Annotated in this window: 26 protein-coding genes and 1 other annotated feature; of the genes, 18 read left to right on the plus strand and 8 right to left on the minus strand. The window is 51.9% G+C overall.

Annotated features, from left to right (window positions below):
• Positions 1-2: 2 nt before the first annotated feature.
• Both radA and nadR read left to right on the plus strand, forming a co-directional pair.
• Positions 3-1,385, plus strand: coding sequence for a DNA repair protein RadA (gene radA, locus FC814_RS11955; RefSeq protein WP_001029698.1), 1,383 nt, complete (start codon positions 3-5; stop codon positions 1,383-1,385).
• 20 nt (positions 1,386-1,405) lie between these two features.
• Entirely contained in the window at positions 1,406-2,638 is a 1,233-nt protein-coding gene (gene nadR, locus FC814_RS11960; RefSeq protein WP_000093820.1) for a multifunctional transcriptional regulator/nicotinamide-nucleotide adenylyltransferase/ribosylnicotinamide kinase NadR, read from the plus strand.
• Between the two features lie 119 nt (positions 2,639-2,757).
• Here the strand turns inward: nadR and ettA are convergent, their stop codons facing one another.
• Positions 2,758-4,425, minus strand: coding sequence for an energy-dependent translational throttle protein EttA (gene ettA / locus FC814_RS11965; protein WP_000046760.1), 1,668 nt, complete (start codon positions 4,423-4,425; stop codon positions 2,758-2,760).
• 210 nt (positions 4,426-4,635) lie between these two features.
• Between ettA and sltY the strand changes: the two genes are divergently transcribed.
• Positions 4,636-6,573 (plus strand): murein transglycosylase, encoded by a 1,938-nt coding sequence (gene sltY / locus FC814_RS11970; RefSeq protein WP_137325985.1) that lies wholly within the window; start codon positions 4,636-4,638, stop codon positions 6,571-6,573.
• Positions 6,574-6,662: 89 nt separating this feature from the next.
• Positions 6,663-6,989 (plus strand): trp operon repressor, encoded by a 327-nt coding sequence (gene trpR / locus FC814_RS11975; protein WP_000068670.1) that lies wholly within the window; start codon positions 6,663-6,665, stop codon positions 6,987-6,989.
• Positions 6,990-7,073: 84 nt separating this feature from the next.
• Here the strand turns inward: trpR and yjjX are convergent, their stop codons facing one another.
• Positions 7,074-7,595: an inosine/xanthosine triphosphatase gene (yjjX, locus tag FC814_RS11980; RefSeq protein ID WP_032224345.1), complete on the minus strand. Its 522-nt coding sequence runs from the start codon at positions 7,593-7,595 to the stop codon at positions 7,074-7,076.
• 51 nt (positions 7,596-7,646) lie between these two features.
• Between yjjX and gpmB the strand changes: the two genes are divergently transcribed.
• Positions 7,647-8,294: a 2,3-diphosphoglycerate-dependent phosphoglycerate mutase GpmB gene (gene gpmB / locus FC814_RS11985; protein ID WP_000942335.1), complete on the plus strand. Its 648-nt coding sequence runs from the start codon at positions 7,647-7,649 to the stop codon at positions 8,292-8,294.
• Here the strand turns inward: gpmB and robA are convergent.
• On the minus strand, positions 8,291-9,160 hold the full coding sequence (gene robA, locus FC814_RS11990; RefSeq protein WP_000371672.1) for an MDR efflux pump AcrAB transcriptional activator RobA: 870 nt from the start codon (positions 9,158-9,160) through the stop codon (positions 8,291-8,293). The genes gpmB and robA overlap by 4 nt on opposite strands.
• 212 nt (positions 9,161-9,372) lie before the next feature.
• Between robA and creA the strand changes: the two genes are divergently transcribed.
• The 4 genes from creA to creD are packed head-to-tail and all read left to right on the plus strand — an operon-like array spanning position 9,373 to position 13,382.
• Positions 9,373-9,846 (plus strand): protein CreA, encoded by a 474-nt coding sequence (creA, locus tag FC814_RS11995; protein ID WP_000875485.1) that lies wholly within the window; start codon positions 9,373-9,375, stop codon positions 9,844-9,846.
• A gap of 12 nt (positions 9,847-9,858) precedes the next feature.
• A complete protein-coding gene (gene creB / locus FC814_RS12000) occupies positions 9,859-10,548 on the plus strand; it encodes a two-component system response regulator CreB (protein WP_001188653.1) in 690 nt (229 codons plus the stop codon).
• On the plus strand, positions 10,548-11,972 hold the full coding sequence (gene creC, locus FC814_RS12005) for a two-component system sensor histidine kinase CreC (RefSeq protein ID WP_085460294.1): 1,425 nt from the start codon (positions 10,548-10,550) through the stop codon (positions 11,970-11,972). The genes creB and creC overlap by 1 nt, the downstream gene beginning before the upstream one ends.
• A 57-nt stretch (positions 11,973-12,029) precedes the next feature.
• A complete protein-coding gene (gene creD, locus FC814_RS12010) occupies positions 12,030-13,382 on the plus strand; it encodes a cell envelope integrity protein CreD (RefSeq protein ID WP_000920370.1) in 1,353 nt (450 codons plus the stop codon).
• Positions 13,383-13,439: 57 nt separating this feature from the next.
• Here creD and arcA read toward each other — a convergent pair whose 3' ends face one another.
• Positions 13,440-14,156 (minus strand): two-component system response regulator ArcA, encoded by a 717-nt coding sequence (gene arcA / locus FC814_RS12015; protein ID WP_001194358.1) that lies wholly within the window; start codon positions 14,154-14,156, stop codon positions 13,440-13,442.
• 95 nt (positions 14,157-14,251) lie between these two features.
• On the opposite strand from arcA, the gene yjjY reads away from it, so the two are divergent.
• From yjjY to FC814_RS12050, 7 genes are all read left to right on the plus strand, one after another.
• Entirely contained in the window at positions 14,252-14,392 is a 141-nt protein-coding gene (gene yjjY / locus FC814_RS12020; protein ID WP_001303782.1) for a protein YjjY, read from the plus strand.
• Between the two features lie 399 nt (positions 14,393-14,791).
• Positions 14,792-15,478: a tRNA/rRNA methyltransferase gene (locus FC814_RS12025; RefSeq protein ID WP_085460295.1), complete on the plus strand. Its 687-nt coding sequence runs from the start codon at positions 14,792-14,794 to the stop codon at positions 15,476-15,478.
• Between the two features lie 212 nt (positions 15,479-15,690).
• Entirely contained in the window at positions 15,691-15,756 is a 66-nt protein-coding gene (gene thrL, locus FC814_RS12030; protein WP_001386572.1) for a thr operon leader peptide, read from the plus strand.
• Positions 15,692-15,811 (plus strand) — a sequence feature (Thr leader region). (Overlaps the previous gene by 65 nt.)
• A 25-nt stretch (positions 15,812-15,836) precedes the next feature.
• On the plus strand, positions 15,837-18,299 hold the full coding sequence (gene thrA, locus FC814_RS12035) for a bifunctional aspartate kinase/homoserine dehydrogenase I (RefSeq protein ID WP_085460296.1): 2,463 nt from the start codon (positions 15,837-15,839) through the stop codon (positions 18,297-18,299).
• Position 18,300: 1 nt separating this feature from the next.
• Positions 18,301-19,233: a homoserine kinase gene (gene thrB / locus FC814_RS12040; protein ID WP_000241673.1), complete on the plus strand. Its 933-nt coding sequence runs from the start codon at positions 18,301-18,303 to the stop codon at positions 19,231-19,233.
• A complete protein-coding gene (gene thrC, locus FC814_RS12045; protein WP_137325986.1) occupies positions 19,234-20,520 on the plus strand; it encodes a threonine synthase in 1,287 nt (428 codons plus the stop codon).
• Positions 20,521-20,733: 213 nt separating this feature from the next.
• The gene (locus FC814_RS12050) at positions 20,734-21,057 is read left to right on the plus strand and encodes a DUF2502 domain-containing protein (protein WP_301546365.1); all 324 of its coding nucleotides are present in this window, start codon (positions 20,734-20,736) and stop codon (positions 21,055-21,057) included.
• A gap of 38 nt (positions 21,058-21,095) precedes the next feature.
• On the opposite strand, the gene yaaA is transcribed toward FC814_RS12050, so the two are convergent.
• Positions 21,096-21,872 carry a peroxide stress protein YaaA gene (gene yaaA, locus FC814_RS12055; RefSeq protein WP_137325987.1) on the minus strand — a complete coding sequence of 259 codons (777 nt, stop codon included), beginning with the start codon at positions 21,870-21,872 and terminating at the stop codon, positions 21,096-21,098.
• A gap of 69 nt (positions 21,873-21,941) precedes the next feature.
• Positions 21,942-23,372 carry a sodium:alanine symporter family protein gene (locus FC814_RS12060; RefSeq protein ID WP_137325988.1) on the minus strand — a complete coding sequence of 477 codons (1,431 nt, stop codon included), beginning with the start codon at positions 23,370-23,372 and terminating at the stop codon, positions 21,942-21,944.
• A gap of 279 nt (positions 23,373-23,651) precedes the next feature.
• On the opposite strand from FC814_RS12060, the gene tal reads away from it, so the two are divergent.
• The gene (gene tal / locus FC814_RS12065) at positions 23,652-24,605 is read left to right on the plus strand and encodes a transaldolase (protein WP_000130187.1); all 954 of its coding nucleotides are present in this window, start codon (positions 23,652-23,654) and stop codon (positions 24,603-24,605) included.
• A 114-nt stretch (positions 24,606-24,719) separates the two neighbouring features.
• Positions 24,720-25,307 (plus strand): molybdopterin adenylyltransferase, encoded by a 588-nt coding sequence (gene mog, locus FC814_RS12070; protein WP_024212610.1) that lies wholly within the window; start codon positions 24,720-24,722, stop codon positions 25,305-25,307.
• A gap of 33 nt (positions 25,308-25,340) precedes the next feature.
• Here the strand turns inward: mog and satP are convergent, their stop codons facing one another.
• Together satP and FC814_RS12080 are read right to left on the minus strand one after the other, a co-directional pair.
• Positions 25,341-25,907, minus strand: coding sequence for an acetate uptake transporter (gene satP, locus FC814_RS12075; RefSeq protein WP_000528538.1), 567 nt, complete (start codon positions 25,905-25,907; stop codon positions 25,341-25,343).
• Positions 25,908-26,055: 148 nt separating this feature from the next.
• A partial coding sequence (locus FC814_RS12080; protein ID WP_301546366.1) for a ubiquinol-cytochrome C chaperone family protein occupies positions 26,056-26,626 on the minus strand: 571 nt, incomplete at its 5' end.

Here is a 26,626-nt window from a genome sequence, read left to right on the forward strand (position 1 = left end):
CCGTGGCAAAAGCTCCAAAACGCGCCTTTGTTTGTAATGAATGCGGGGCAGATTATCCGCGCTGGCAAGGGCAGTGCAGCGCCTGTCATGCCTGGAACACCATCACCGAGGTGCGTCTTGCTGCGTCGCCAACGGTGGCGCGTAACGAGCGTCTCAGTGGCTATGCCGGTAGCGCCGGAGTGGCGAAAGTCCAGAAACTCTCCGATATCAGCCTTGAGGAATTGCCGCGTTTTTCTACCGGATTTAAAGAGTTCGACCGCGTATTAGGCGGCGGGGTGGTGCCGGGAAGCGCCATTCTGATTGGCGGTAACCCTGGTGCCGGTAAATCCACGCTGCTGCTGCAAACGCTGTGCAAACTGGCGCAGCAGATGAAAACGCTGTATGTCACTGGCGAAGAGTCGCTGCAACAGGTGGCAATGCGCGCTCATCGTCTCGGCCTGCCGACTGACAATCTCAATATGTTGTCGGAAACCAGCATCGAGCAGATCTGCCTGATTGCCGAAGAAGAGCAACCGAAGCTGATGGTAATTGACTCGATCCAGGTGATGCATATGGCGGATGTTCAGTCATCGCCTGGCAGCGTGGCGCAGGTGCGTGAAACGGCGGCTTATCTGACGCGCTTCGCCAAAACGCGCGGCGTGGCGATTGTCATGGTTGGGCACGTAACCAAAGATGGCTCGCTGGCTGGCCCGAAAGTGCTGGAACACTGTATCGACTGTTCGGTGCTTTTGGATGGCGATGCCGACTCCCGTTTTCGCACCTTACGCAGCCATAAAAACCGCTTCGGCGCGGTGAATGAGCTGGGCGTCTTTGCGATGACCGAACAGGGGCTGCGTGAAGTCAGCAATCCTTCGGCAATCTTCTTAAGCCGTGGCGATGAAGTGACCTCTGGCAGTTCAGTGATGGTGGTATGGGAAGGGACGCGCCCGCTGCTGGTGGAGATTCAGGCGCTGGTCGATCACTCGATGATGGCGAACCCACGCCGCGTGGCGGTCGGGCTGGAACAAAACCGTCTGGCGATCCTGCTGGCGGTGCTGCACCGTCATGGCGGTCTGCAAATGGCCGATCAGGATGTGTTTGTTAACGTGGTCGGCGGTGTGAAGGTGACCGAAACCAGTGCCGATTTAGCGTTACTGCTGGCGATGGTTTCCAGCCTGCGCGACAGGCCGCTGCCGCAGGATCTGGTGGTGTTTGGCGAAGTGGGGCTGGCAGGGGAGATCCGCCCGGTGCCCAGCGGTCAGGAACGAATCTCTGAAGCGGCGAAACACGGTTTTCGCCGGGCGATTGTTCCGGCGGCCAACGTGCCGAAAAAAGCGCCGGAAGGGATGCAGATTTTTGGCGTTAAAAAACTCTCCGACGCGCTTAGCGTGTTCGACGACTTATAATGAGAGATACGGAGGGAGATATGTCGTCATTTGATTACCTGAAAACCGCTATTAAGCAACAAGGCTGCACGTTACAGCAGGTTGCTGATGCCAGCGGTATGACCAAAGGGTATTTAAGCCAGTTACTGAATGCCAAAATCAAAAGCCCCAGCGCACAAAAGCTGGAGGCGTTGCACCGTTTTTTGGGGCTTGAGTTTCCCCGACAGAAGAAAACCATTGGTGTGGTATTCGGTAAGTTCTACCCGCTGCATACCGGACATATCTACCTTATCCAGCGCGCCTGTAGCCAGGTTGATGAGCTGCATATCATTATGGGCTTTGACGATACTCGCGACCGCGCGTTGTTTGAAGACAGCGCCATGTCGCAGCAGCCCACGGTGCCGGATCGTCTGCGCTGGTTATTGCAAACCTTTAAATATCAGAAAAATATCCGCATTCATGCTTTCAACGAAGAGGGCATGGAGCCGTATCCGCACGGTTGGGATGTGTGGAGCAACGGCATCAAAAAGTTTATGGCTGAAAAAGGCATTCAGCCGGATCTGATCTACACCTCGGAAGAGACCGACGCACCACAGTACCTGGAGCATCTGGGGATCGAAACGGTGCTTGTCGATCCGAAACGTACCTTTATGAGTATCAGCGGTGCGCAGATCCGCGAAAACCCGTTCCGCTACTGGGAATATATTCCTACCGAAGTGAAGCCGTTCTTTGTGCGCACCGTGGCGATCCTCGGCGGCGAGTCGAGCGGTAAATCTACCCTGGTAAACAAACTCGCCAACATCTTCAACACCACCAGTGCGTGGGAGTTTGGTCGTGATTATGTCTTTTCACACCTTGGCGGAGATGAGATTGCGTTGCAGTATTCCGACTACGATAAAATCGCGCTGGGTCACGCACAATATATTGATTTTGCAGTTAAATATGCCAATAAAGTGGCGTTTATCGACACCGATTTTGTGACAACGCAGGCGTTCTGCAAAAAGTACGAAGGGCGTGAGCATCCGTTCGTGCAGGCGCTGATCGATGAATACCGTTTTGATCTGGTGATCCTGCTGGAGAACAACACGCCGTGGGTGGCGGATGGTTTACGCAGCCTCGGTAGTTCGGTGGATCGTAAAGAGTTCCAGAATCTGCTGGTGGAGATGCTGGAAGAGAACAATATCGAATTTGTGCGGGTTGAAGAGGACGATTACGACAGCCGTTTCCTGCGCTGCGTGGAGCTGGTGCGGGAGATGATGGGGGAGCAGGGTTAAGACCCAATGCCTGATGCGACGCTGACGCGTCTTATCAGGCCTACTGTTTCGCAACGTATTGAAATCGCTGGGCTTGTAGGCCGGATAAGGCGTTCACGCCGCATCCGGCATTTTACGCATTACTTCGCAATACGCTTGTACTTGATACGCTTCGGCTCCAGCGCATCTGCGCCCAGCGTGCGTTTCTTGTACTCTTCGTACTCGGTAAAGTTACCTTCGAAGAACTCGACTTTACCTTCATCCTGGTAATCCAGAATGTGCGTCGCGATACGGTCGAGGAACCAACGGTCGTGCGAGATAACCATCGCGCAGCCCGGGAACTCCAGCAGGGCGTTTTCCAGCGCACGCAGGGTTTCGATATCCAGATCGTTGGTCGGTTCGTCGAGCAGCAGCATGTTGCCGCCAACCTGCAGCAGCTTCGCCAGATGCAGACGACCGCGCTCACCACCGGAAAGTTCGCCAACGCGTTTACCCTGATCAACCCCTTTAAAGTTAAAGCGGCCTACGTAGGCACGGCTCGGCATCTCGGTGTTACCGATCTTCATGATATCCAGTCCGCCGGAAACTTCTTCCCAAACGGTTTTGCTGTTATCCATTGAGTCACGGAACTGATCAACAGACGCCAGTTTCACCGTTTCACCTAAAGTGATGGTGCCGCTGTCCGGCTGTTCCTGACCAGAGATCATACGGAACAGGGTCGATTTACCCGCACCGTTCGGCCCGATGATCCCGACGATTGCCCCTTTCGGGATCGAGAAGCTCAGGGAGTCAATCAGCAGGCGATCGCCGTAGGATTTACGCAGGTTGCTGACTTCCAACACTTTATCGCCCAGACGCGGTCCAGGTGGAATAAACAGTTCGTTGGTTTCGTTACGTTTCTGATATTCGGTGTTGTTCAGCTCTTCAAAGCGCGCCAGACGTGCTTTACCTTTCGACTGACGGCCTTTAGTCCCCTGACGTACCCACTCCAGCTCTTTTTCAATCGACTTACGACGTGCTGCTTCTTGCGAAGCTTCCTGCGCCAGACGCTGATCTTTCTGCTCCAGCCAGGAGGAGTAGTTACCTTCCCACGGAATACCTTCGCCACGGTCAAGTTCGAGGATCCAGCCCGCAACGTTATCGAGGAAGTAACGGTCGTGGGTAATCGCCACAACGGTGCCTTCGAAGTCGTGCAGGAAGCGTTCCAGCCACGCTACGGATTCGGCATCCAGGTGGTTAGTTGGTTCGTCGAGCAGCAGCATGTCTGGTTTTTCCAGCAGCAGGCGGCACAACGCCACGCGACGACGCTCACCACCGGAGAGGTTAGCGATTTTCGCCTCCCAGTCCGGCAGACGCAGCGCATCTGCTGCACGTTCCAGTTGCACGTTCAGGTTATGACCGTCGTGAGCCTGAATGATCTCTTCCAGACGGCCTTGTTCAGCGGCCAGCTTGTCAAAATCGGCATCCGGATCGGCGTATAACGCATACACTTCATCCAGACGTTTCAGGGCGTTAACCACTTCAGAAACCGCCTCTTCAATGGACTCACGCACGGTGTGTTCCGGGTTCAGCTGCGGTTCCTGCGGCAGATAACCAATCTTGATATCCGGCTGCGGACGCGCTTCGCCTTCGATGTCTTTATCGATGCCCGCCATAATGCGCAGCAGGGTAGATTTACCGGCGCCGTTCAGACCCAGGACGCCGATTTTTGCCCCAGGGAAGAAACTCAGAGAGATGTTTTTCAAAATATGACGTTTCGGCGGAACAACTTTGCCGACACGATGCATGGTATAAACGAATTGAGCCACGTTGGACTTCGCCTCTATGTTTATCGTGATGATGAGTTTTCAAAGGCGAAGTGTAGCCTGTTTCCTTATCTAATCCCAGCCGGTCGATCACCCTCGCAGTAAAAGTAAAAAAGTGTCCATAACGTGGCACAAACGGCAATGACTGGTTAGCATAAATCTATTAGGCGGCATGACGCTGCATTGATGTATTTACACTTAGAGGATGCGCTTGTGGAAAAAGCCAAACAAGTTACCTGGCGGCTGTTGGCTGCCGGTGTCTGTCTGCTGACGGTCAGCAGCGTGGCGCGAGCCGACTCACTGGATGAGCAGCGTAGCCGTTACGCGCAAATCAAGCAGGCCTGGGATAATCGACAAATGGATGTGGTCGAACAAATGATGCCTGGACTGAAGGATTATCCGCTTTATCCCTACCTGGAATACCGCCAGATTACCGATGACCTGATGAATCAACCGGCGGTCAAGGTCACTAACTTTGTTCGCGCTAACCCCACGCTTCCTCCCGCTCGCACGCTACAATCTCGCTTCGTCAATGAACTGGCGCGGCGTGAAGACTGGCGTGGTCTGTTAGCTTTTAGCCCGGAAAAACCAGGGACTACCGAAGCGCAATGTAATTATTACTATGCGAAATGGAATATCGGGCAGAGCGAAGAAGCCTGGCAGGGGGCGAAAGAACTTTGGCTAACCGGAAAGAGTCAGCCTAACGCTTGCGATAAGTTGTTTAGCGTCTGGCGCGCGTCCGGTAAGCAAGAACCACTGGCTTATTTAGAGCGTATCCGCCTGGCGATGAAAGCGGGCAATACCGGGCTGGTGACGGTACTCGCAGGGCAGATGCCTGCCGATTATCAAACTATCGCCTCGGCGATTATTTCGCTGGCGAACGATCCTAATACAGTGCTGACCTTCGCGCGTACTACCGGAGCGACTGATTTTACCCGCCAGATGGCAGCGGTGGCGTTTGCCAGCGTGGCGCGCCAGGATGCAGAAAACGCACGGTTGATGATCCCGTCGCTTGCCCAGGCGCAGCAGCTTAATGAAGATCAGATTCAGGAGCTACGCGATATCGTCGCCTGGCGTCTGATGGGCAACGACGTCACCGACGAGCAGGCGAAATGGCGCGATGACGCCATTATGCGTTCGCAATCCACGTCGTTAATTGAACGACGCGTGCGGATGGCGCTTGGCACTGGCGACCGTTCTGGCCTGAATACCTGGCTGGCACGCTTGCCGATGGAAGCGAAAGAGAAAGATGAATGGCGTTACTGGCAGGCGGATTTATTGCTGGAACGCGGTCGTGAAGCGGAAGCAAAAGAGATTTTGCATCAACTCATGCAACAGCGTGGTTTCTACCCGATGGTTGCTGCACAGCGGATCGGCGAAGAGTATGAGCTGAAGATTGATAAAGCGCCGCAGAATGTTGACAGCGCCCTGACTCAGGGGTCGGAGATGGCGCGCGTGCGCGAGTTGATGTACTGGAATCTCGATAATACCGCGCGTAGCGAGTGGGCCAATCTTGTGAAGAGCAAGTCAAAAGCAGAGCAGGCTCAACTGGCGCGATATGCTTTCAATAACCAATGGTGGGATCTTAGCGTTCAGGCAACGATCGCCGGGAAGCTGTGGGATCATCTGGAAGAGCGATTCCCGCTGGCCTACAACGATCTTTTCAAACGCTACACCAATGGCAAAGATATCCCGCAAAGCTATGCAATGGCGATTGTCCGCCAGGAGAGCGCCTGGAATCCGAAAGTGAAGTCGCCGGTAGGCGCCAGCGGCCTGATGCAGATTATGCCTGGCACAGCGACCCATACGGTGAAGATGTTCTCAATTCCAGGTTACAGCAGCCCAGGACAATTGCTTGATCCGGAAACGAACATCAACATTGGCACCAGTTACCTGCAATATGTTTATCAGCAGTTTGGTAATAACCGTATTTTCTCATCGGCAGCCTATAACGCGGGACCAGGGAGAGTGCGTACCTGGCTTGGCAACAGCGCCGGACGTATCGACGCGGTGGCGTTTGTCGAGAGTATCCCGTTCTCCGAGACGCGCGGTTATGTGAAGAACGTGCTGGCTTATGACGCGTACTATCGCTATTTCATGGGCGATAAACCGACGCTTTTGAGCGCCACAGAATGGGGGCGTCGTTACTGAACCGCCCGTTTATGATATGCTATCGTACTCTTTTGCGAGTACAACCGGGGGAGGCATCAGGCTTCCCCCGCTAACAATGGCGACACACTATGGCTCAACAATCACCCTATTCAGCAGCGATGGCAGAACAGCGTCACCAGGAGTGGTTACGTTTTGTTGACCTGCTTAAGAATGCCTACGAAAACGATCTCCATTTACCGTTGCTAAACCTGATGCTGACGCCGGATGAGCGCGAAGCGTTGGGGACTCGCGTGCGTATCGTAGAAGAGTTGTTGCGCGGTGAAATGAGCCAGCGTGAGTTAAAAAACGAACTCGGCGCGGGCATTGCGACCATTACTCGTGGATCTAACAGTCTGAAAGCCGCGCCTGTCGAGTTGCGCCAGTGGCTGGAAGAAGTGCTGCTGAAAAGCGATTGATTTTGTAGGCCTGATAAGACGCGTCAGCGTCGCATCAGGCATTGCGCACCGAATGCCGGATGCGTCGTGAACGCCTTATCCGTCCTACAATGGCTGATATACCGCATTATGAAACGGACTTAGCGCCAGGATCACCGCCTGGTGATAGACGCTGGCGCGGGTGAGTTTCCCGGCGGTAAACACGCCGATCGCGCCCTCTTTACGGCCAATCTCATCAATGCCGGTATAACGCGACATCACGGGGCCAAGCGCCTCGCCCTCACGCACTTTCTCCAGAATCACCGCAGGTAACGGCAAAGTTGCCGAACGCGCTTCACCGCGCTGGCTCGCGTTTTCAATCACCACCCAACTGAAGGTGCTGTCACCATCAATACCCGCTTCAATTGCTACCCAAAAATCAGCCTCTGGGCGTAAACGACGAGAATTTGCTACCCGATTTCGTGCGCCAGCGCGCGTTTCCTCACTGCCAAAGGGCTGTTCCGGTACGCCGCTCTCGACGGCAACGGACTCAATGTGGCAGGATCCTTCACCGAAGATCTCGTGAAATGCCTGCAGAATGGCCTGAATTTTAGCGGGATTGGTGGTCGCACAGACAACATGGTGCATAATCAGGATTACTCACAAAATTAACGTTAAAGCAGTATACGGAAAAAAAGCATGTTACAGGTATACCTTGTCCGCCACGGTGAAACACAGTGGAACGCCGAGCGACGTATTCAGGGCCAGTCTGACAGCCCGCTGACTGCAAAAGGTGAGCAACAGGCAATGCAGGTGGCGAACCGTGCCAAAGAGCTTGGCATTACGCATATCATCAGTAGTGATTTAGGCCGCACCCGGCGTACGGCGGAAATCATCGCCCAGGCTTGTGGTTGTGACATCATCTTTGATTCCCGCTTGCGTGAGTTAAATATGGGCGTGCTGGAGAAAAGACACATTGACTCTCTGACTGAAGAAGAAGAGAACTGGCGTCGTCAGCTCGTCAATGGCACCGTTGACGGGCGTATTCCTGAAGGCGAGTCGATGCAGGAACTTAGCGATCGCGTTAACGCAGCACTGGAATCTTGTCGGGATTTACCACCGGGAAGTCGACCACTGCTGGTGAGTCACGGTATCGCGCTGGGATGCCTGGTGAGTACCATTCTGGGCTTACCGGCATGGGCAGAACGCCGCTTACGTCTGCGTAACTGTTCTATTTCGCGCGTGGATTATCAGGAAAGCCTGTGGCTGGCATCTGGCTGGGTAGTTGAAACCGCAGGGGACATCTCGCATCTGGACGCCCCTGCATTAGACGAGCTACAGCGTTAACGACGTATTGGAATAAGCAGCTCGCAGCGCAGATTAATTGGGCGATCACCCGCTTTGGCATCTTCTGCCGGGTAGTATCGCTCAATATCCTGACCTTTACGGCGGGTCAGGTTGAGCATCGGCATACAGGTTCCGTATACCGTCAGAATAAACTCCTGCACGCCGGTTCCCAGACCTTCGTAGGTAAACATCACATAGTCGCCACCCTGCAACAGTACCGGATGTCCCGTCAGTACATAGCCGTCAGCTTGATCCCGAGCCAGAGCCGTGGTGTAAAACACTTCTTGCTCGTCATCTTTATCCTGGCTTGGACGCGTTTCGTTCAAACCGTAAAGCACTGGTGGAATGGTTGGCGAGTTGCCGAGAAAATCGTGCCAGAACTGGTAGCGCATTTCGTGGCGGAAATCAGAGATTTGCTCCAGCGAACAGGAGTAGCTCTGGGTAACACCAATCAGCGGCGTATCTTCCAGGGTGACAAATTTGTGCTCTGGCATGGTAAATTCACCCAGACGCAGCGGCGGGCGAATACCAAAGGCGCTCCATTCAGGAGAACGGCGGTAAAGTGCGGGAGTCTGGGCAAACTGCTTCTTGAATGCGCGGGTAAATGTCTGTTGAGAGTCGAAGCGGTATTGCAGCGCGATATCCAGAATCGGACGCGCAGTCAGGCGTAGTGCGACCGCCGATTTCGACAAACGACGAGCACGAATATACGCGCCAATAGCATGGCCAGTGACATCTTTAAACATTCTCTGTAAGTGCCACTTGGAATAACCTGCTTTCGCCGCTACATTGTCGAGCGACAGGGGCTGATCCAGATGACCTTCCAGCCAGATTAAAAGGTCGCGAATAATGCCGGCCTGATCCATAAAATATCCTCATCCTTTCAACAACGAGCACCTGACATCAGGTAATTGGATAATAGCATTTTTTGTTGTTTTAGCATTCAGTGTTTTTTTTCTTAGCAGAGTATGTTTTAGGTCTTGACGGAGATAAAAATATTGAGTTTTTGTTCTTAATCAATATGTTATTTATCATGACGAACTAATTGCTCAGTGTAACTTATAAAAATGGTAACAATATGAAATACAAGCATTTGATCTTGTCCTTAAGCCTGATAATGCTGGGACCATTGGCTCATGCGGAAGAAATTGGTTCGGTCGACACCGTATTTAAAATGATCGGCCCGGATCACAAAATTGTCGTGGAAGCCTTTGACGATCCCGATGTAAAAAATGTCACTTGTTATGTGAGTCGGGCGAAAACCGGCGGTATTAAAGGGGGATTAGGTCTGGCGGAAGATACTTCCGATGCGGCCATTTCCTGCCAGCAGGTAGGGCCGATTGAACTGTCGGATCGCATTAAAAACGGCAAAGCTCAAGGCGAAGTCGTGTTCAAAAAACGGACTTCTCTGGTCTTTAAGTCGTTACAGGTCGTGCGTTTCTATGACGCCAAACGCAACGCGCTCGCTTACCTGGCTTACTCCGACAAAGTTGTCGATGGTTCACCGAAAAATGCCATCAGCGCCGTTCCTGTCATGCCGTGGCGACAATAACAGAGGCGATTTATGCAACGGGAAACGGTCTGGTTAGTGGAAGACGAGCAAGGGATAGCCGACACGCTGGTCTACATGTTGCAGCAGGAAGGTTTTGCCGTCGAGTTCTTTGAACGGGGCTTACCGGCGCTGGATAAAGCGCGCCTGCAGGTTCCTGACGTTATCATTCTCGATGTCGGCCTGCCTGATATTAGCGGTTTCGAACTGTGTCGCCAGTTGCTGGCGCTCCATCCTGCGTTGCCTGTACTGTTTCTGACCGCCCGTAGTGAAGAGGTGGATCGCCTGCTTGGGCTGGAGATTGGCGCTGACGACTACGTGGCTAAACCGTTTTCACCTCGCGAAGTGTGCGCCAGGGTGCGCACCTTACTGCGTCGGGTGAAGAAGTTTTCTACGCCGTCTCCCGTCATCCGTATTGGTCATTTTGAACTGAATGAACCTGCGGCGCAGATCAGCTGGTTTGACACGCCATTAACGCTGACGCGGTACGAATTTCTGTTGTTGAAAACGTTACTCAAGTCGCCAGGCCGCGTCTGGTCACGCCAGCAATTGATGGATAGCGTCTGGGAAGATGCACAGGACACTTACGATCGCACTGTCGATACTCACATCAAAACGCTGCGCGCCAAACTGCGCGCTATAAATCCCGACCTTTCGCCAATTAATACTCATCGCGGAATGGGATACAGCCTGAGGAGCCTGTAATGCGCATCGGGATGCGCCTGTTGCTGGGCTATTTTTTACTGGTGGCGGTGGCAGCCTGGTTCGTACTGGCAATTTTTGTCAAAGAAGTTAAACCGGGTGTGCGAAGGGCGACGGAAGGTACGCTGATCGACACCGCAACGTTGCTGGCGGAGCTGGCGCGTCCCGATTTGCTCTCTGGTGACCCCGAGCATGGACAACTGGCGCAGGCGTTTAACCAGCTACAAAATCGCCCGTTTCGCGCCAATATCGGCGGCATTAACAAAGTGCGCAATGAATACCATGTCTATATGACTGATGCGCAGGGCAAAGTATTGTTCGATTCGGCAAACAAAGCCGTGGGACAGGATTATTCCCGCTGGAATGATGTCTGGCTAACGTTGCGTGGTCAGTATGGTGCGCGCAGCACGTTGCAAAATCCTGCCGACCCCGAAAGTTCTGTGATGTATGTCGCCGCGCCGATTATGGACGGTTCACGGCTTATTGGCGTTTTGAGCGTAGGCAAACCGAACGCGGCGATGGCACCGGTCATTAAACGCAGCGAGCGACGAATTTTATGGGCGAGTACCATTTTGCTGGGGATTGCGCTGGTGATTGGCGCGGGAATGGTTTGGTGGATCAACCGCTCCATTGCCCGACTCACCCGCTATGCTGATTCCGTTACCGACAATAAACCCGTTCCTCTCCCTGAACTCGGCAGTAGCGAGCTGCGTAAGTTAGCGCAGGCTCTGGAAAGTATGCGCGTGAAGCTGGAAGGGAAAAACTATATTGAGCAGTATGTTTACGCATTAACTCATGAGCTAAAAAGCCCACTGGCGGCGATTCGTGGCGCAGCGGAAATTTTACGTGAAGGCCCGCCGCCAGAAGTGGTGGCTCGCTTTACCGATAATATTTTGACGCAAAATGCGCGAATGCAGGCACTGGTAGAAACGTTATTACGCCAGGCAAGACTGGAGAATCGCCAGGAAGTGGTTCTTTCTGCGGTTGACGTAGCGGCATTATTTAACCGCATCAGCGAAGCGCGCACCGTGCAGTTGGCAGAAAAAAATATCACTCTGCATGTTATGCCTACAGAGGTTAAGGTTGCTGCTGAACCTGCGTTACTGGAGCAGGCGCTGGGGAATTTACTGGATAACGCCATCGATTTTACTCCCGATCATGGCTGCATAACGCTTAGTGCTGTGGCAGATGAGGAGCAAGTTACGCTTAAGGTGCAGGATACCGGCAGTGGCATTCCTGACTACGCGCTGTCGCGCATTTTTGAACGCTTTTACTCTTTACCGCGTGCAAATGGGCAAAAAAGCAGTGGTCTTGGGCTGGCGTTTGTCAGCGAAGTTGCCCGTTTGCTCAATGGCGAAGTCACGCTGCACAACATGCCGGAAAGCGGTGTGCTGGCCTCGCTTCGGCTTCACCGTCACTTCACATAACTTCAAATTCTTCTCACATAGCCTTCATACACTGCCGTCATTGCAAAGGAGAAGACTATGTTGAAATCCCCCCTGTTCTGGAAAATGACCACTTTGTTTGGCACGGTGTTGCTGTTGTTAATTCCATTAATGTTGATTCGGCAGGTGATTGTCGAACGTGCCGATTACCGGAGCGATGTGGAAGATGCGATTCGCCAAAGCACCAGCGGACCGCAAAAACTCGTTGGGCCGCTCATCGCTATTCCTGTGACCGAGCTTTATACGGTGCAGGAAGAGGATAAAACCGTGGAGCGGAAACGAAGTTTTATCCATTTTTGGTTACCTGAGTCGTTGATGGTTGATGGCAATCAGAACGTGGAAGAACGCAAGATCGGTATTTATTCCGGCCAGGTCTGGCACAGTGATTTAACGCTGAAAGCCGATTTTGACGTTTCGCGTCTTAGCGAACTTAATGCGCCAAATATCACCTTAGGCAAGCCGTTTATCGTGATTAGCGTTGGTGATGCGCGTGGCATTGGCGTGGTGAAAGCGCCTGAACTTAACGGAACTGCGCTGAGCATTGAACCTGGCACCGGGTTAGAGCAAGGCGGGCAGGGCGTGCATATCCCTTTACCCGAAGGAGACTGGCTGAAGCAGAACCTGAAGCTGAATATGGCGCTGAATTTAAGCGGTACTGGTGATTTTTCTGTGGTGCCGACGGGACGTAATAGCGAGATGACCTTAACCAGCAACTGGCCGCACCCCAGTTTTTTAGGCGATTTTTTGCCAACGAAACGGGAGTTAAGTGCATCCGGTTTTCAGGCGCAATGGCAAAGTAGCTGGTTTGCTAATAATCTCGGTGAGCGTTTTGCTTCAGGCAATGATAGCGGCTGGGAAAATTTCCCGGCGTTTAGCGTCGCAGTCACTACGCCAGCCGATCAGTATCAATTAACGGATCGGGCGACCAAGTACGCCATTTTGCTGATCTCGCTAACTTTTATGGCCTTCTTTGTCTTTGAAACATTAACGGCAAAGCGTTTACACCCGATGCAATATTTGCTGGTAGGGCTGTCATTGGTGATGTTTTATTTGCTCTTGCTGGCGCTTTCTGAACATACCGGTTTTACCGTGGCATGGATAATCGCCAGTCTGATTGGGGCGTTAATGAACGGTATTTACTTGCAGGCAGTATTAAAAGGCTGGCGCAACAGCATGTTGTTTACTCTCGCGCTGTTGTTGCTGGATGGCGTGATGTGGGGACTGCTGAATTCTGCCGATAGCGCGCTGTTGTTGGGAACCTGTGTGCTGGTGGTGGCGCTGGCTGGCATGATGTTTGTGACACGTGATATCGACTGGTATGCATTTTCACTACCGAAAATGAAAACCAGTAAAGAAGTCACAACAGACGATGAGTTACGCATCTGGAAATAATGTTGAAAAATAAAAACGGCGCTAAAAAGCGCCGTTTTTTTGACGGTGGTAAACCGATTAATCTTCCAGATCACCGCAGAAACGATAACCTTCACCGTGAATGGTGGCGATGATTTCCGGCGTATCCGGCGTAGATTCGAAATGCTTACGAATACGACGGATTGTCACGTCTACAGTACGGTCGTGCGGCTTCAGCTCACGGCCGGTCATTTTCTTCAGCAGTTCAGCACGGGACTGAATTTTGCCTGGGTTTTCACAGAAGTGAAGCATGGCGCGGAACTCGCTGCGCGGCAGTTTGTACTGCTCGCCATCAGGGCCGATCAACGAACGGCTGTTGATGTCCAGTTCCCAACCATTGAACTTGTAGCTTTCAACGCTACGACGTTCTTCGCTGACAGTACCCAGATTCATGGTACGAGACAGCAGGTTGCGTGCACGGATAGTCAGTTCACGCGGGTTGAACGGTTTGGTGATGTAATCGTCTGCACCGATTTCGAGGCCGAGAATTTTATCGACTTCGTTGTCACGGCCAGTCAGGAACATCAACGCAACATTCGCCTGCTCGCGCAGTTCACGCGCTAACAGAAGACCGTTCTTACCCGGCAGATTGATATCCATGATCACCAGGTTGATGTCATATTCAGAGAGGATCTGATGCATTTCCGCGCCATCTGTCGCTTCGAAAACATCATAGCCTTCCGCTTCGAAAATACTTTTCAACGTGTTGCGTGTTACCAACTCGTCTTCAACGATAAGAATGTGCGGGGTCTGCATGTTTGCTACCTAAATTGCCAACTAAATCGAAACAGGAAGTACAAAAGTCCCTGACCTGCCTGATACATGCTGCAAATTAACATGATCGGCGTAACATGACTAAAGTACGTAATTGCGTTCTTGATGCACTTTCCATCAACGTCAACAACATCATTAGCTTGGTCGTGGGTACTTTCCCTCAGGACCCGACAGTGTCAAAAACGGCTGTCATCCTAACCATTTTAACAGCGACATAACAGGCTAAGACGTGCCGGACACCCAATAAAACTACGCTTCGTTGACATATATCAAGTTCAATTGTAGCACGTTAACAGCTTGATGAAATCATCGTATCTAAATGCTAGCTTTCGTCACATTATTTTAATAATCCAACTAGTTGCATCCTACAACTAATAAACGTGGTGAATCCAATTGTCGAGATTTATTTTTTATAAAATTATCCTAAGTAAACAGAAAGATATGTAGCGTTTTTTAACAATTGAACGGTTAGTACAGTCAAGAAATAGTTTAGCTTTTTTTAAGTTAAGTAAAGGGCTTTTTCTGCGATTTGCGTTAATATTTTGTAAATTCTCTCCGCGCAGTAAGTTGACATTCATCACTCTATTCGCGGTTATTTGGTCAAGAAGAGTAGCAACATGCGTTTGACGATTATTCTGGTTGCACCCGCCAGAGCAGAAAATATTGGGGCAGCAGCGCGGGCAATGAAAACGATGGGTTTTAGCGAACTGCGGATTGTCGATAGTCAGGCACACCTGGAGCCAGCCACCCGATGGGTTGCTCATGGCTCCGGTGATATTATTGATAATATTAAAGTTTTTCCGACGCTGGCTGAATCGTTACATGACGTAGATTTCACGGTCGCCACTACAGCGCGTAGTCGGGCGAAATATCATTACTACGCGACACCGGTGGAACTGGTGCCATTGTTGGAAGAAAAATCGGCGTGGATGAATCATGTGGCGCTGGTCTTTGGTCGTGAAGATTCCGGGCTGACCAACGAGGAACTGGCACTGGCTGATATTCTTACCGGCGTGCCAATGGTGGCGGATTACCCTTCGCTCAATCTGGGGCAGGCGGTGATGGTCTATTGCTATCAATTAGCAACATTAATACAACAACCGACGAAAAGTGACGCAACGGCAGACCAACATCAACTGCGCGCTTTACGCGAACGTGCCATGTCGTTGTTAACGACGTTAGCGGTGGCAGATGACACAAAACTGGTCGACTGGTTACAGCAACGTCTGGGGCTTTTAGAGCAACGGGATACCGCAATGTTGCATCGTTTGTTGCATGATATTGAAAAAAATATCACCAAATAAAAAACGCCACGTCATGTTGTTTTTAGGTTTTCATTCTGACTGCAACGGGAAATCTGTCTCTGAATGGATTAAAAAAGAGCATCTGCCAGCAGCTTATGAACTGGTTACCTGCCGTGAGTAAATTAAAATTTTATTGACTTAGGTCACTAAATACTTTAACCAATATAGGCATAGCGCACAGACAGATAAAAATTACAGAGTACACAACATCCATGAAACGCATCAGCACCACCATTACCACCACCATCACCATTACCACAGGTAACGGTGCGGGCTGACGCGTACAGGAAACACAGAAAAAAGCCCGCACCTGACAGTGCGGGCTTTTTTTTCGACCAAAGGTAACGAGGTAACAACCATGCGAGTGTTGAAGTTCGGCGGTACATCAGTGGCAAATGCGGAACGTTTTCTGCGGGTTGCCGATATTCTGGAGAGCAATGCCAGGCAGGGGCAGGTGGCTACAGTCCTCTCTGCTCCCGCCAAAATAACCAACCATCTGGTGGCGATGATTGAAAAAACGATTAGCGGCCAGGATGCTTTGCCCAATATCAGCGATGCCGAACGTATTTTTGCCGAACTTCTGACGGGACTCGCCGCCGCCCAGCCGGGATTTCCGCTGGCGCAACTGAAAACGTTCGTCGATCAAGAATTTGCCCAAATTAAACATGTTCTGCATGGTATCAGCCTGTTGGGACAGTGCCCGGACAGCATCAACGCTGCGTTGATCTGCCGTGGTGAAAAAATGTCGATCGCCATTATGGCCGGTGTACTGGAAGCGCGCGGACATAACGTTACCGTTATCGATCCGGTCGAAAAACTGCTGGCAGTCGGTCATTACCTCGAATCTACCGTCGATATTGCTGAGTCCACCCGCCGTATTGCGGCAAGCCGCATTCCGGCTGACCACATGGTGCTGATGGCAGGTTTCACCGCCGGTAATGAAAAAGGCGAACTGGTGGTGCTGGGACGTAACGGTTCCGACTACTCCGCTGCGGTACTGGCCGCCTGTTTACGTGCCGATTGTTGCGAGATCTGGACGGATGTCGACGGTGTCTATACCTGCGATCCGCGTCAGGTGCCCGATGCGAGGTTGTTAAAGTCGATGTCCTATCAGGAAGCGATGGAGCTTTCCTACTTCGGCGCTAAAGTTCTTCACCCCCGCACCATTACCCCCATCGCTCAGTTCCAGATCCCTTGCCTGATTAAAAACACCGGAAATCCACAAGCGCCAGGGACGCTCATCGGTGCCAGCCGTGATGAAGACGAATTACCGGTCAAGGGCATTTCCAATCTGAATAACATGGCAATGTTCAGCGTTTCCGGTCCAGGAATGAAAGGGATGGTCGGCATGGCGGCGCGCGTCTTTGCAGCAATGTCACGCGCCCGCATTTCAGTGGTGCTGATTACGCAATCGTCTTCCGAATACAGCATCAGTTTCTGCGTTCCACAAAGCGACTGTGTGCGAGCTGAACGGGCAATGCAGGAAGAGTTCTATCTTGAACTGAAAGAAGGTTTACTGGAGCCGCTGGCGGTGACGGAACGACTGGCCATTATCTCGGTGGTGGGCGATGGTATGCGCACGCTGCGTGGGATCTCGGCGAAATTCTTTGCCGCGCTGGCTCGTGCCAATATCAACATTGTCGCCATTGCTCAGGGTTCTTCTGAACGCTCAATCTCTGTCGTGGTAAATAACGATGACGCGACGACTGGCGTGCGCGTTACCCACCAGATGCTGTTCAATACCGATCAGGTTATCGAAGTGTTTGTGATTGGCGTCGGTGGCGTTGGCGGCGCGCTGCTGGAGCAACTGAAGCGTCAGCAAAGCTGGCTGAAGAACAAACATATTGATTTACGAGTCTGTGGCGTTGCCAACTCGAAGGCACTGCTCACCAATGTGCATGGCCTTAACCTGGAAAACTGGCAGGAAGAGCTGGCGCAGGCCAAAGAGCCGTTCAACCTTGGGCGCTTAATTCGCCTGGTGAAAGAATATCATCTGCTGAACCCGGTCATTGTTGACTGCACCTCCAGCCAGGCGGTGGCGGATCAATATGCCGACTTCCTGCGCGAAGGTTTCCACGTTGTCACGCCGAACAAAAAGGCCAACACCTCGTCGATGGATTACTACCACCAGTTGCGTTATGCGGCGGAAAAATCGCGACGTAAATTCCTCTATGACACCAACGTCGGTGCGGGATTACCGGTCATTGAGAATCTGCAAAACCTGCTCAATGCAGGTGATGAGTTGATGAAATTCTCCGGCATTCTTTCTGGTTCGCTTTCTTATATCTTCGGCAAGCTAGACGAAGGCATGAGTTTCTCTGAGGCGACCACGCTGGCGCGGGAAATGGGGTATACCGAACCGGATCCGCGTGATGATCTTTCTGGTATGGATGTGGCGCGCAAACTGTTGATTCTCGCCCGTGAAACTGGACGTGAACTGGAGCTGGCGGATATCGAGATCGAACCTGTGCTGCCCGCAGAGTTTAACGCAGAGGGTGATGTTGCAGCTTTTATGGCGAATCTGTCACAGCTCGACGATCTCTTTGCCGCGCGCGTGGCGAAGGCTCGTGATGAGGGTAAAGTTTTGCGCTATGTTGGCAATATTGATGACGATGGCGTCTGCCGCGTGAAAATTGCTGAAGTGGACGGTAACGATCCGCTGTTCAAAGTGAAAAATGGCGAAAACGCCCTGGCCTTCTATAGCCACTATTATCAGCCGCTGCCATTGGTTCTGCGCGGATACGGCGCGGGCAATGACGTTACGGCTGCCGGTGTCTTTGCCGATCTGCTACGTACCCTCTCATGGAAGTTAGGAGTCTGACATGGTTAAAGTTTATGCTCCGGCTTCCAGTGCCAATATGAGCGTCGGGTTTGATGTGCTTGGCGCGGCGGTAACGCCTGTTGATGGCGAGTTGCTTGGGGATGTGGTGACGGTTGCGGCGGCAGAGACATTCAGCCTCAACAACCTTGGACGGTTTGCCGACAAGCTACCGTCAGAACCACGAGAAAATATCGTTTATCAGTGCTGGGAGCGTTTTTGCCAGGAGTTGGGCAAGCAAATTCCAGTGGCGATGACCCTGGAAAAGAATATGCCGATCGGTTCTGGTTTAGGTTCCAGCGCCTGTTCGGTGGTCGCGGCACTGGTAGCGATGAATGAACACTGCGGCAAGCCGCTCAATGATACCCGTTTGCTGGCTTTGATGGGCGAGCTGGAAGGGCGTATCTCTGGCAGCATTCATTATGACAACGTGGCACCGTGCTTTCTTGGTGGTATGCAGTTGATGATCGAAGAAAATGGCATCATCAGTCAGCAAGTGCCGGGGTTTGATGAGTGGCTGTGGGTGCTGGCGTATCCGGGGATTAAAGTCTCGACAGCAGAAGCTCGAGCTATATTACCGGCGCAGTATCGCCGCCAGGATTGCATTGCGCACGGGCGACATCTGGCGGGCTTCATTCACGCCTGCTATTCCCGTCAGCCTGAGCTTGCCGCGAAGCTGATGAAAGATGTTATCGCTGAACCCTACCGTGAACGTTTATTGCCAGGCTTCAGGCAGTCGCGGCAGGCGGTTGCGGAAATAGGCGCGGTAGCGAGCGGTATCTCCGGCTCCGGTCCGACATTGTTCGCTCTGTGTGACAAGCCGGATACCGCCCAGCGCGTTGCCGACTGGTTGGGTAAGAACTACCTGCAAAATCAGGAAGGTTTTGTTCATATTTGCCGGCTGGATACGGCGGGCGCACGAGTACTGGAAAACTAAATGAAACTCTACAATCTGAAAGATCACAACGAGCAGGTCAGTTTTGCGCAAGCCGTAACGCAGGGGTTGGGCAAAAATCAGGGGCTGTTTTTTCCGCACGACCTGCCGGAATTTAGTCTGACCGAAATTGATGAGATGCTGAAGCTGGATTTTGTCACTCGCAGCGCGAAGATCCTCGCCGCGTTTATTGGTGATGAGATCCCGCAGGATGCACTGGAAGAGCGCGTGCGCGCGGCGTTTGCCTTCCCGGCTCCTGTCGCCAATGTTGAAAGCGATGTCGGTTGTCTGGAATTGTTCCACGGGCCAACGCTGGCATTTAAAGATTTCGGTGGTCGCTTTATGGCACAAATGCTGACCCATATTGCGGGCGATAAGCCAGTGACCATTCTGACCGCGACCTCCGGTGATACCGGAGCGGCAGTGGCTCATGCTTTCTACGGTTTACCGAATGTGAAAGTGGTTATCCTCTATCCACGAGGCAAAATCAGTCCACTGCAAGAAAAACTGTTCTGTACGCTGGGCGGCAATATTGAAACCGTTGCCATCGACGGCGATTTCGATGCCTGTCAGGCGCTGGTGAAACAGGCGTTTGATGATGAAGAACTGAAAGTGGCGCTGGGGTTAAACTCCGCTAACTCCATTAACATCAGCCGTTTGCTGGCGCAAATTTGCTACTACTTTGAAGCTGTGGCGCAGTTGCCGCAAGAAGCGCGCAACCAGCTGGTTGTCTCGGTGCCGAGCGGTAACTTCGGCGATTTGACGGCAGGCCTGCTGGCGAAATCTCTTGGCCTGCCGGTGAAGCGTTTTATTGCTGCGACCAACGTGAACGATACCGTGCCGCGTTTCCTGCACGACGGGCAGTGGTCGCCAAAAGCCACCCAGGCGACGTTATCCAACGCGATGGACGTGAGTCAGCCGAACAACTGGCCGCGCGTGGAAGAGTTGTTCCGCCGCAAAATCTGGCAACTGAAAGAGCTGGGTTATGCGGCGGTGGATGATGAAACCACGCAACAGACGATGCGTGAGTTAAAAGAGCTGGGCTATACCTCAGAACCGCACGCTGCTGTGGCTTACCGTGCGCTGCGTGACCAGTTGCATCCAGGCGAATATGGTCTGTTCCTTGGCACCGCACATCCGGCGAAGTTTAAAGAGAGTGTGGAAGCGATTCTCGGTGAATCGCTGGCGCTGCCAAAAGAGCTGGCAGAACGAGCTGAATTACCGCTGCTTTCTCATAATCTGCCCGCCGATTTTGCCGCGTTGCGCAAGCTGATGATGAATCATAAGTAGTATCCATTAATTTCCTGAAAATGGCCGGGCTTGCGTTTATGCAGTTCGGCTTTTTTATGGAGAAAACATGAGAAAAATCGACAGAAAAAAAGGAGAAATTTTCAATAAATGCGGTAACTTAGCTCTTTGAATTGTAGAGAATGACAACGGGGATTCTTTTACCGTAAGCTCCTCATATCGGCCCATAACTGGCAATGATAAAAGGAGTCACCTGTGAAAAAGATGCAACCTATCTTACTCGCACTTTCCCTGATTCTGGTCGCTACTATGGCAGCGCAGGCTGGGGAAATAATGCTAGTACCATCAGTGAAATTACAGATTGGCGATCGCGACCACCGTGGTTACTACTGGGATGGCGGTTACTGGCGTGACCGTGACTGGTGGTATCGAAATTATGAATGGCGAGACAATCGCTGGCACCCACACGGAGCGCCGCGTCATAATTGGTATAATGATCATCGAAATGATCACCGTGGAGATCATCGACACGATCACGGCGGCGATCATCGTCCGGGTCCGGACAGGCACCATCGGTAAATACAAATGCCGGATGACCTCCGGCATTTACCGCAAACTTAACGCAGTTCGTAGCGTTTAAACACCAGTTCGCCATTGCTGGAACTGGCTTCATCGAAGAAGTAACCTTCACTATTAAAACCAGTCAGTTGCTCTGGTTTGGTCAGGCGATTTTCAATAATAAAACGACTCATCAGGCCACGCGCTTTCTTAGCGTAGAAGCTAATAACCTTAAACTTACCGTTCTTCTCATCGAGGAACACCGGCTTGATAATCTCAGCATTCAGTTTCTTCGGTTTCACTGATTTAAAATACTCATCTGACGCCAGATTAATCACTACCTGATCGCCTTGCGCTTCGAGCGCCTCGTTCAGCTTGTTTGTGATCACATCACCCCAGAATTGGTACAGATCTTTACCCCTGGCGTTCTCAAGACGAATACCCATCTCCAGACGATATGGCTGCATTAAATCAAGTGGGCGCAGTACGCCATACAAACCGGAAAGCATACGCAGGTGCTGCTGGGCAAAAGCGAAATCTTCTTCACTGAAGGTTTCGGCCTGCAAACCTGTGTAGACATCGCCTTTGAACGCCAGAATCGCCTGTCGGGAATTCTCCGGGGTGAAATCTGGCTGCCAGTCTTGAAAGCGAGCGGCGTTGATACCCGCCAGTTTGTCACTGATGCGCATCAGCGTGCTAATCTGCGGGGGCGTCAGCTTCCGCGCTTCGTGAATAAGCTGCTGAGAGTTGTCTAACAGCTCCGGCAACGTATAGCGCGTGGTAGCCAACGGGCTTTGATAATCAAGCGTTTTCGCAGGTGAAATCAGAATCAGCATATCCAGTCCTTGCAGGAAATTTACAGCGACTGTAGCAAAAAAAGCGGATGAATTGATCGATAGTTGTGATTAGTCCCGCGAAACATCATCCCACGTATCAGGCGCGAGTTGCTGGTCGATATCCGGGTAGCGCAGCGGATCAAACTCCGGGCGCACACCAAGTTTACGCTGGCGAAGATAATCACTGGCAATGGTATGCACTACCGGAGAGAGCAGCAAAATAGCGGTCAGATTAGTGATCGCCATACACGCCATAATAATATCAGCCAGTTGCCACATCATGGGCAGGCTAAGTAGTGTGCCACCAATCACGGTGGTAAAGATGCAGATACGCAGGCACCAGATCGCTTTGGGGCTGTTCAGGCGTAAAAAGAAAAGGTTATTTTCTGCATAAATGTAATTGGCAACGATGGAGCTGAAGGCAAACAGAATTACCACGATTGTGACAAACTCTGCTCCCCAGGAACCCATTAGTGCTCGCATCGCTTTCTGGAGAAGTTGTATACCCTCCAGCGGCATATAGGTTGTACCGTTTCCGGCCAGTAATATCAGCATGGCGCTCGCCGTGCAGATGACCAGGGTGTCGATGAAAATGCCGATCATCTGGACAATGCCTTGCGCAGCCGGATGCGGCGGCCAGGATGCCGCTGCCGCTGCTGCGTTTGGTGTCGAACCCATTCCCGCCTCATTAGAAAACATACTGCGCTGAAAGCCGTTTGTAACCGCCTGACTCAGGGTGTAGCCCGCCGCGCCGCCTGCCGCTTCCTGCCAGCCAAAGGCGCTTTCAAAAATAGACCAAATGACGTGAGGAAGTTGCTCGATATTCATCGCACAAATGGCCAGACTGGTGAGTACCCAGATTAATGCCATCGCAGGGACAAACCATTGCATCAGTCGGGCTACGCCATGAATACCGTGGGTTATCGCCAACAGAGTAAAGACGGCGAGAATGATGCCAGTTACTAATGGTGGAACATCAAACGCAAAATTCATCGCGCGGGCAACGGCGTTTGCCTGAACACCGCTGAAAATCAATCCGTATGCAATGAGCAAAAAGATAGCGAATAGCACGCCCATCCAGCGCATCCCCAATCCACGTGCCATATACCATGCTGGACCACCGCGAAACTGCCCATTAGCGTCACGTTCTTTATAAAGCTGGGCAAGGGAACATTCTGCAAAAGAGGTCGCCATGCCGATAAACGCGGCAATCCACATCCAGAAGATAGCACCGGGTCCACCGGCAGTAATGGCCAACGCAACACCTGCGAGGTTACCGCTGCCGACGCGCGCGGCAAGACTAGTGCACAGTGACTGAAAAGAGGTTAAGCCACCCGGTTGGGGATGAACGCTATTTTTGAGACTTTTGCCAAACTGGCGAATGTAGCGAAACTGAACGAATCCGGTGCGAAAAGTGAACCAGCAACCTGCACCGAAGAGCAGGTAGATCATCACTGATCCCCATAGTACATTGTTAATAAAAGAGAAAAAATCAGGCATTCGTATCCCTCTTGTCGCCGGCACGCGGTTACATTCCTGTGTAAACGTTACCAATTGATTAAGAATTATATACGATGTGCATTGGTAGATAACGCCTGTGTAGCATACTCGAGTTTTTGTTTAAAAATGGCGAGCGATATCAACGCAGTGTCAGAAAACGTAAACAGTCTCGCCTGGCTATAACCCTTTCGTCTGCGGTTGCGCTGTCGTTGCGTCGTGATATCATCAGGGCAGACCGGTTACATCCCCCTAACAAGCTGTTTAAAGAGAAATACTATCATGACGGACAAATTGACCTCCCTTCGTCAGTACACCACTGTAGTGGCCGACACTGGGGACATCGCGGCAATGAAGCTGTATCAACCGCAGGATGCCACAACCAACCCTTCTCTCATTCTTAACGCAGCGCAGATTCCGGAATACCGTAAGTTGATTGATGATGCTGTCGCCTGGGCGAAACAGCAGAGTAACGATCGCGCGCAGCAGATCGTGGACGCGACCGACAAACTGGCAGTAAATATTGGTCTGGAAATCCTTAAACTGGTTCCGGGTCGTATCTCCACTGAAGTTGATGCGCGTCTTTCTTATGACACTGAAGCGTCAATTGCGAAAGCAAAACGCCTGATCAAACTCTACAACGATGCGGGTATTAGCAACGATCGTATTCTGATCAAACTGGCGTCTACCTGGCAGGGTATCCGTGCTGCTGAACAGCTGGAAAAAGAAGGCATCAACTGTAACCTGACTCTGCTGTTCTCCTTCGCTCAGGCGCGTGCTTGTGCGGAAGCGGGCGTGTTCCTGATCTCTCCGTTCGTTGGTCGTATTCTGGATTGGTACAAAGCGAATACCGATAAGAAAGAGTACGCTCCGGCAGAAGATCCGGGCGTGGTTTCTGTATCTGAAATCTACCAGTACTACAAAGAGCACGGTTATGAAACCGTGGTTATGGGCGCAAGCTTCCGTAACATCGGCGAAATTCTGGAACTGGCAGGCTGCGACCGTCTGACCATCGCACCGGCACTGCTGAAAGAGCTGGCTGAGAGCGAAGGGGCTATCGAACGTAAACTGTCTTACACCGGTGAAGTGAAAGCGCGTCCGGCGCGTATCACCGAGTCTGAGTTCCTGTGGCAGCACAACCAGGATCCAATGGCAGTAGATAAACTGGCGGAAGGTATCCGTAAGTTTGCTGTTGACCAGGAAAAACTGGAAAAAATGATCGGCGATCTGCTGTAATCATTCTTAGCGTGACCGGGAAGTCGGTCACGCTACCTCTTCTGAAGCCTGTCTGTCACTCCCTTCGCAGTGTATCATTCTGTTTAACGAGGCTGTTTAAACGGAAAAATCTTGATGAATACTTTACGTATTGGCTTAGTTTCCATCTCTGATCGCGCATCCAGCGGCGTTTATCAGGATAAAGGTATCCCTGCACTGGAAGAATGGCTGACATCGGCGCTAACCACGCCGTTTGAACTGGAAACCCGCTTAATCCCCGATGAGCAGGCGATCATCGAGCAAACGTTGTGTGAGCTGGTGGATGAAATGAGTTGCCATCTGGTACTCACTACGGGAGGGACTGGGCCGGCGCGCCGTGACGTGACGCCTGATGCGACGCTGGCAGTAGCTGACCGCGAGATGCCGGGCTTTGGTGAACAGATGCGCCAGATTAGCCTGCATTTTGTACCAACCGCGATCCTTTCGCGTCAGGTGGGTGTGATTCGCAAACAGGCACTGATCCTTAACTTACCCGGTCAGCCGAAGTCCATCAAAGAGACGCTGGAAGGTGTGAAGGATGCTGAGGGTAACGTCGTGGTGCACGGTATTTTTGCCAGCGTACCGTACTGCATTCAGTTGCTGGAAGGGCCATACGTTGAAACGGCACCGGAAGTGGTAGCGGCATTCAGACCAAAGAGTGCAAGACGCGAAGTTAACGAATAAAAAAATCCCCCCGAGCGGGGGGATCTCAAACAATCAGTGGGATTCACCAATTGGCAGAACGGTGCGGCCAAACTGCTCGTTCAGCACTTCACCCATCGCCAGATAGATTGCGCTGGCACCGCAGATCAAACCAATCCAGCCGGCAAAGTGGATGATCGCAGCATTACCGGCAATGTTACCGATCGCCAGCAGGGCAAACAGCACGGTCAGGCTGAAGAAAACGAATTGCAGAACGCGTGCGCCTTTCAGCGTGCCGAAGAACATAAACAGCGTAAACACGCCCCACAGACCCAGGTAGACACCAAGGAACTGCGCATTTGGCGCATCGGTCAGACCCAGTTTCGGCATCAGCAGAATCGCAACCAGCGTCAGCCAGAAAGAACCGTAAGAGGTGAATGCGGTTAAACCGAAAGTGTTGCCTTTTTTGTACTCCAGCAGACCAGCAAAAATTTGCGCGATGCCGCCGTAGAAGATGCCCATGGCAAGAATAATACCGTCCAGAGCGAAATAACCCACGTTGTGCAGGTTAAGCAGAATGGTGGTCATGCCGAAGCCCATCAGGCCCAGCGGTGCCGGATTAGCCAACTTAGTGTTGCCCATAATTCCTCAAAAATCATCATCGAATGAATGGTGAAATAATTTCCCTGAATAACTGTAGTGTTTTCAGGGCGCGGCATAATAATCAGCCAATGGGGCAGTGTCTATGATCTTTTGAGGGGAAAATGAAAATTTTCCCCTGTGTCAGGTATCAGGGCTGAGTGACGCTAATCATTCGTCGCAGACAGGCGATTTGTAACACCGCTGGAATTGTCACCCGAAAGGCAGTGCCGCTAACGGCTTTAACCCCATTTAATGCTGCACCCACCGGCCCTCCCAGACCCGCGCCGCGTAGCAGACCATGCCCAAGCACGCTCATCGCAGCGTGGGTACGCAAAATGCGGGTCAGCTGGCTGGAAAGCAGATGCGACACGCCTTTGGCCAGTTGCTTGTCTTTCATCAATAACGGCAGCAGCTCTTCCAGTTCGTTAACCTTCGTGTTGACGGTCTGCAAAAACTCCTTTTTATGCGTCTCGTCCATTTTCTTCCAGGTGTTGCGCAGAAAATGTTCGAGTAACTGTTGCTCAATTTCAAAGGTAGACATCTCTTTATCGGCTTTCAGTTTCAGCCGTTTGGAGACGTCGAGTAAAATAGCGCGATACCGTTTGCCGTGTCCGCGCAGTTTGTTAGCGATGCTATCGCCGCCGAGGTGATGCTGCCAACTTACTGATTTAGTGTATGATGGTGTTTTTGAGGTGCTCCAGTGGCTTCTGTTTCTATCA

This window comes from Escherichia sp. MR, from assembly GCF_005280595.1.
Lineage (GTDB): Bacteria > Pseudomonadota > Gammaproteobacteria > Enterobacterales > Enterobacteriaceae > Escherichia > Escherichia ruysiae.